The sequence below is a fragment of the Bartonella sp. AU55XJBT genome (assembly GCF_028618525.1).
In genome coordinates this window covers 23603-29896 of record NZ_JAQITC010000021.1, presented here as the reverse complement: position 1 = coordinate 29896, position 6294 = coordinate 23603, and the positions used below count along the sequence as shown (strand labels likewise).

Genomic DNA, 6294 nt, shown 5'->3' with positions numbered 1-6294 from the left:
GTCAATAAAACAAGAGCAAAACCAACCATCGCAAGCAGAAACCGCTCTCGTTACTCAGCGTATATAGTACTCTTTCAAACAAAGAGTCAATATCATTTTTAATTTTTTTTTCTAAAATAAAATATGAGAACAGCTGATTGTATTTCAAGTCCAGACAAAACATAATAAAAATGCATAAAACAAAAAAAATGCCTCTGAATGAGTGAATCATAATAGCGTTTGCCAGACGTTATTTTAATGTGATTTAAGGATTTCTCTGCACAGGTATATTTTATAAAAGCGTTGCTGTATGAAAGAAAATTCGCATGATCTATCATCTGTAAAAAAATCAAATTCTTGTAGAAACATGCTAAGCTATGCTAGCTTTTTTTATTTAATATTGAAAAGAACTCTTAGAATCTATGTGGGATAACGGACAACACAAAAACGATCCCGGACAGGACCCTGCTCTTGTCGTCAAACGCTTGCGGCCTGAACGCCGACAAGTCTCGGCACGTTGGCTTACAGGAACGGTGCTGACAGGAATCACTTCCTGCATTCTTATGGGGATTGCACTTTTTACAGCTCTTGATGAACAACAGCGATTGGTAACACCGCCACAATGGTTTACAAAAGAAAATCTATTACAAGCACAAGATCCTGATGCCAATGGGTATAAAGGGGATCGTATTGCGCCCACACATGCTCGGCAAAGCTTCGATAGTAAACGACAATTTGAACTATCAATTCTGCAAAAAAAAGGGGATGAAAAAGTCATACAAACACAACATTTTGAATGGATTCGAATGGCTTTAGCTGAAAAACGTCCTCAGAAATACAGCTACCCAAAATTTGATTCTCTAGGCATTCTTGCCAGTGATTCGAAAAATCAAAGCACCAAACCACAAGATTCTGGGCATATTTACGGCGCAAAAATCGAAACAAAACTCACCTTACGCAGCTATGATTTTAAGATCAACCAATTCGATTTTGAGGACACCGATACGCTGACAGATGAAGAGGCACAACAAGAGGTACAAAAAGCTGGATTTGCTTTAGAAAAAAGTACCGATCTCCTTTCAGTTCTCACTCTGATTGATCCTTTGAAATTAGAAGATGTCTCTTCTGATTCCCAAGGAACAGAATCCCCTGAAGTCCGAATTATTCAAGAAAATGTAACCGTTTCTCCTCAAAATCACCGTATCGATCTCGCAAAGAATTATGTTGAAGATATTATTCCTATTCGCAAAACACAAAAGATCGCTGATGCTTTCACAAAAACCAGTTACACAAAGAATCAAATTGAACAGGTTGTAAACACTCTAGAAAAATTTAGCCTTTCCGATACGCTTAAAGAGGGGAGTCTTTTACGCATTGGTATCGTGACACAAGCTGGAGAAGAAGACCATGTCGTACGTGCAAGTATTTATCAAGGGATGTATCATGTTCTCACCATTGCTCTGAATGATAAAGGTCAATTCATTGAAAGCACAGAGCCTAAAATGTCTAAAGCCCTTAAAACGGCTTTTCAAAATGGTATTCCGCATTCTTATATCAACAGCGCGCAATTACCAACGGCTTATGATGCACTCTATAGTGCTTTGCTCAGCCATAATATATCACAATCTCTCTCTCATCGTCTTATTCGTCTGCTGGCAACCAATGTTGATATGAAAAGTCGGATAACCCCCAATGATCAGATCGAAATATTTTATGCCGTCCCCCAAAGCGATAAAGAAAGCCAAAACGGCAAAAAGAACGCAAAAGCAAAAGAACCGTCTCAAAGCACTGATCCAGAAATTCGTTATATTAGTGCAACTTTTGGCAATACAAGTTATAAATATTACCGTTATCAATTAAAAGACGGAAGCATTGATTATTATGATTCTGAAGGAAAAAGTTCAAAGCCTTTCTTGCTGCGCAAACCCACACCCAATGGCATTTTCGGCTCACCCTTTGGTCCGCGCAAACATCCTATTTTAGGTTATGTGCGCATGCATACAGGGGTTGATTGGGTAGCGCCTAAAGGATCGCCCATTATTGCTGTAGGAGATGGCATTGTCACAAAAGTCGGTGTAACAGGCGGTTATGGAAATCATACGGAAATTCAACATGCAAATGGGTATGTCAGCAGTTATTCACACCAAAGCCGTTATGCACCAGAAATCAAACCAGGCGTAAAAGTACGACAAGGACAAATCATTGGGTATGTTGGAACAACAGGAATGGCAACCGGTCCCCATTGTCATTTTGAAATCATTGTCAATGGCGTCAAAGTTGATCCCATGCGCATCCGTATACCTGATAGCAAAGCCTTAAACAATCAAGACCTGCAAACATTCCTACAAGAAAAAAACAATATTGATTCCTTAATCAATAGCCCGATAACACCCTCTGAAGGGACTTAAAGTATGGAAAGCACCTGCACACTCTATTATCAGCATTGAAAGTCTTTTAAAAAACATCCTAGCGTTTAAACGAGCTCAAAGGCATTTTCGTACTTGAGAATATTTTAAAGGAGAAACGGATCACAAAAAAATAGAGATCCATGGATCAGAGAGAATAAAAAAGTTGCCCAAGCGCTAAAATCACATAAGGCGGATTTTATCATTGTGAATGGTGACTTAACAGAATATAGTCGAAAAGAAACATACGATGACTATGCCAATATCTATAAAACACTTGGTATTCCTTTTTATGAGGGGCTAGGAAATCACGATTACGCGGATAATGTTCAAAATTGCATAATACCCAAAACATTCAATTTTTTTTCCGATGCCTGTGCAATAAGTGCTGTTGAAAGAATGGTATCAGAAATAAAAAAAATACAAAAAGACTCTCGCTCATTTCAATAAGGACCTCTCTGAACGATGGCTTTTTAATGGTCTTTATCGCATCGAAGGAAGTTTGAGTTATTCATGGGATCACGGCGATATTCACTACGTACAACTTCAAAATTATCCACTCTATGAAGTGAGTTTAAAAGAACGCACAACTTCCGTACGCATTAAGGACTCTTCAGGTTGGCTGAAAAAAGATTTAGAAGCTGCTGATAAAAGAGGGAAAGTGACAATTCTCAACTTTCACGATGCGCGTCCCTATTTGCAAGATAAGGATTCGCATTTTCTCCAACCCCAAAATACTCAAAAGCTTGCTGAATTTCGATCCATCATTAGCGTCCATAATATCAAGGCAATTTTTGTAGGACATGAACAATAGAATTGAAGTATTCCCCTTGAAAGGTTGTAGCAATTTATAAAGATATTTTTTCCCCTTATCATAAGATATGATTTTGAAAAAAATTCTTTTTGAAAAAGGGTGAATTATTTTAACGATTGATTGATGTTGAATTTTGATAAAGGAATGGCGATTTTTGTCTCCCCTAAAAGAAGATGTTTCAAAAGCAAGTTTTTTACCAAATTGCATACGAAAGCTGTTCTACCACCACACGGACCAAGGCCAGTTTTTGCTTTGAAGTTTGATTTTTCATGCCCTCCATCATCTTCTACAGTAAACATCAACTGTCTATTAGGCTCAGGATCAAAAGGAGATATCAATAGGGCCGCCCCTTTGAACAGAAAAGACATGTTTTAAGGAATTGGTCAATAATCCATCACGGATAATTTCAAGGGTTGGAGCATCTCTTGAAGACAAGCAAAACTTTCCTGAATAGTGATGATTTTGCAAAGCCATTTTTTATTTTATTCTTTTAAAAACAAACAAACAGAGAAAATTTACGCCTTTTAAAAATCAGTCAGAGATTCTTTTGCACTTTTCGTGGCTCAGTTTTGGCAAAGGAATGACAATCTTTGTTCCTCCTAAAGAAGACGTTTCAAAAAGAGGTTTTTCACCAAATTGCATACAGAGCTGTTCCACCACCACACGACCAAGCCCTGTCTTTTGTTCTAAAGTTTGATTTTTTATCCCCACGCCATCATCTTCAACAATGAGCATCAATTGCCCATTAGGTTCAGGACCAAAGGAGATATAAATATGTCCCTCCCGTTGATCAGGAAAAGCATGTTTTAAGGAATTGGTCAATAATTCACCGAGGATAATTCCAAGGGTTGTCGCATCTCTTGAAGACAGGCGACAATCTTTAAAGTTCGTGTGAATGGTAATGTTTTCACGCAATTCAAAAGGGACAGACAATTCGACATCATGCACAACAGAACTGAGAAAATCGGCCAAGAGAGTCGTTTCCATATCGTCACTCAAGCGCAAACGACGATGAGCTGTGGAAATTGTCTGAATACGATCCCGTGCGGCTCCTAAAACAGAACGGACTTCTTCATTTTTACTCCGACTTAATTGAAGCCCCAGCAAAGAAGACACCGTCCCAAGAGAATTGCCAATGCGATGGCTTGCATCCTGCAACAATATTTCAACCCGTTGGCGTTCTTTTTCGGCGTGATTGCGCGCTCTTTCTAATTCTTGTGTTCGTTCTTTCACACGGGCTTCAAGAGCAGCATTTTCGCTATGAAGCAGCAATTGATACAATTTTAAAGAACGTACATCACGATGAAACCGATTAATCACAAAATAGGCAGAAATAAAAGTACTCACGACAGAAACAATCGCCGCCAATGTTAAAGCAGCCCGCATCAATGCGATTCCCTCACGCTGTTTTTGTCGCACCACATCATCGCCATTAATAAAACTTGTCATCAATTGCGCTAAACGAGCCACAGGAATCCTCGAGACATCAGGAGAAGCAAAAGGTTGAGAAGATTGATCAGAAACTGTATCCAGCGCCTGCATATGGGCATTCATAAATTCTTTTCGTGCTTCAACCTCGCCTTTAAAAGCCTTAAACCATTCATCCCATTGCGGATGCGCATAAACAATAAGTTCGATATAATCGAGAATATCTCCCAATTCCCGCTCTGCATTTTCAAAACGGATCTTATCTTCTGGCTTTCGGGTTTTTGCATAGCTGCGATCAGCAACAGCCATATCAATCAGGCTGATCAGCACCAAATCAGCCTGTTCGCGCAATTCTGAACTCGTATTTAACTGGGCCACTTCTCGATCAACGGCATTGGAAAGCAACATAATAAAAACCGATGCTAAAAGAGCCATAACAAGGGAAACAACAATCGCTGCCCATCGCCAGCGTGATATCGTTGCATCAGAAGAAGGCATTTGAGGCAGCAAGTTTGTCTTTGTTGTCATAGAATTTCCATTGGCGAACTTGAAAGTCGTCATTTTTCAGTACAAAGGAAGGCAACCTTATGGAACAAACAGCAAAAGCCTATGAGCGTATTTCATACAAGCTTTTCTTGTGTTCCGAAGAGATACACGCCAAACATTCTGAATTTCCTCAGATACTGACTTTACTGTAATAGCTATAACGGGAATAAAAAAAACAAGGCTATCGATCATAATTATTATGCTTTTTTAGCCGTTAAATGAACACAATGTACTCCCAGCAGAATAAGAATCGGGACCATAATCGGATTCACCATCGACATGAAGAAGCTCCTGTAATCGATGACGCGCCCTACTCACACGGCTTTTAATGGTTCCAACAGCACAGCCACAAATAACTGCAGCATCTTCATAAGAAAATCCCGATGCCCCAATGAGAATAATGGCTTCTCTTTGATCGGCTGAAAGCAGATTTAAGGCTTTTTTAAAATCCTGCAAATCAAGCGCTCCATATTGAGAAGGATGAACCGCAACATTTTGGGTAAATACACCGTCGGTATCTTGAACTTCCCTTCCCTTTTTGCGCATTTGACTATAAAATTCATTACGCAAAATGGTAAAAAGCCACGCTTTAAGATTGGTTCCCATCTCAAAGGAGTCTTGTTTAGCCCATGCTTTCATCACCGTATCTTGGACCAAATCTTCGGCTTTATCATGCTTGCCACTTAAAGAAACAGCAAAAGCACGCAGAGCCGGCAACACCAAAAGGAGTTCTTGTTTAAAGTTTTTCGCGCATTTTGACATAAAGGGTTCAAACCTTTTCCACATTGTTTAAAGCAAATTGCTCTGCACGCTCCAACTTTTCTAAAAGCTCGAGCAAACGCCGTGGTAGCGCTTCTTCTTGAATTTCCATGTAAAATTGGCGTAATTTCCGTGCTATCTCACTGTTAGCCCCAAGAGGATCATCTCCAACTTTAAAATGTGTGGTGAGATTTTTTTCATCACGGTCGTTCATTTTTCATCCCCCTAATCCATATAATATAAGTAGCACCGCGAAGAATTTTTTCGCCTTATGGTTGTAAATATAGCTATCGGGGAAAAGTTCCATACAAATCGGAACTTTTTTATCTGTTGAGAATTTCAACCAACAAAATGCTTGAAAGG

At 39.3% G+C, this 6294-nt stretch carries 6 protein-coding genes and 1 pseudogene; 2 read left to right on the top strand and 5 right to left on the bottom strand.

Going from position 1 to position 6294, the window contains the following annotated elements:
• The first annotated feature begins 401 nt into the window (after positions 1-401).
• Together PVV70_RS09435 and PVV70_RS09850 are read left to right on the top strand one after the other, a co-directional pair.
• Positions 402-2387, top strand: coding sequence for a M23 family metallopeptidase (locus tag PVV70_RS09435; RefSeq protein WP_273758984.1), 1986 nt, complete (start codon positions 402-404; stop codon positions 2385-2387).
• A gap of 120 nt (positions 2388-2507) precedes the next feature.
• A pseudogene (locus PVV70_RS09850) lies at positions 2508-3192 on the top strand (metallophosphoesterase); the annotation flags it as partial.
• Between the two features lie 110 nt (positions 3193-3302).
• On the opposite strand, the gene PVV70_RS09425 reads toward PVV70_RS09850, so the two are convergent.
• From PVV70_RS09425 to PVV70_RS09410, 5 genes are all read right to left on the bottom strand, one after another.
• Positions 3303-3536: a hypothetical protein gene (locus PVV70_RS09425; protein WP_404977268.1), complete on the bottom strand. Its 234-nt coding sequence runs from the start codon at positions 3534-3536 to the stop codon at positions 3303-3305.
• Positions 3520-3672, bottom strand: coding sequence for a hypothetical protein (locus PVV70_RS09845; RefSeq protein ID WP_404977267.1), 153 nt, complete (start codon positions 3670-3672; stop codon positions 3520-3522). Before PVV70_RS09845 ends, PVV70_RS09425 begins: the two co-directional genes overlap by 17 nt.
• Before the next feature lie 57 nt (positions 3673-3729).
• Positions 3730-5154: a sensor histidine kinase gene (locus PVV70_RS09420; protein WP_273758983.1), complete on the bottom strand. Its 1425-nt coding sequence runs from the start codon at positions 5152-5154 to the stop codon at positions 3730-3732.
• Positions 5155-5379: 225 nt separating this feature from the next.
• Positions 5380-5934, bottom strand: coding sequence for an RNA polymerase sigma factor (locus tag PVV70_RS09415; protein ID WP_273758982.1), 555 nt, complete (start codon positions 5932-5934; stop codon positions 5380-5382).
• A gap of 7 nt (positions 5935-5941) precedes the next feature.
• A complete protein-coding gene (locus PVV70_RS09410) occupies positions 5942-6145 on the bottom strand; it encodes a NepR family anti-sigma factor (RefSeq protein WP_273758981.1) in 204 nt (67 codons plus the stop codon).
• Between the last annotated feature and the right edge of the window lie 149 nt (positions 6146-6294).

Bases quoted from the DNA above. Each gene is read 5' to 3' on its own strand.
- PVV70_RS09415 (WP_273758982.1), bottom strand. From the start codon at position 5,934: ATGTCAAAATGCGCGAAAAACTTTAAACAAGAACTCCTTTTGGTGTTG.
- PVV70_RS09845 (WP_404977267.1), bottom strand. From the start codon at position 3,672: ATGGCTTTGCAAAATCATCACTATTCAGGAAAGTTTTGCTTGTCTTCA.
- PVV70_RS09420 (WP_273758983.1), bottom strand. From the start codon at position 5,154: ATGACAACAAAGACAAACTTGCTGCCTCAAATGCCTTCTTCTGATGCA.
- PVV70_RS09410 (WP_273758981.1), bottom strand. From the start codon at position 6,145: ATGAACGACCGTGATGAAAAAAATCTCACCACACATTTTAAAGTTGGA.
- PVV70_RS09435 (WP_273758984.1), top strand. From the start codon at position 402: ATGTGGGATAACGGACAACACAAAAACGATCCCGGACAGGACCCTGCT.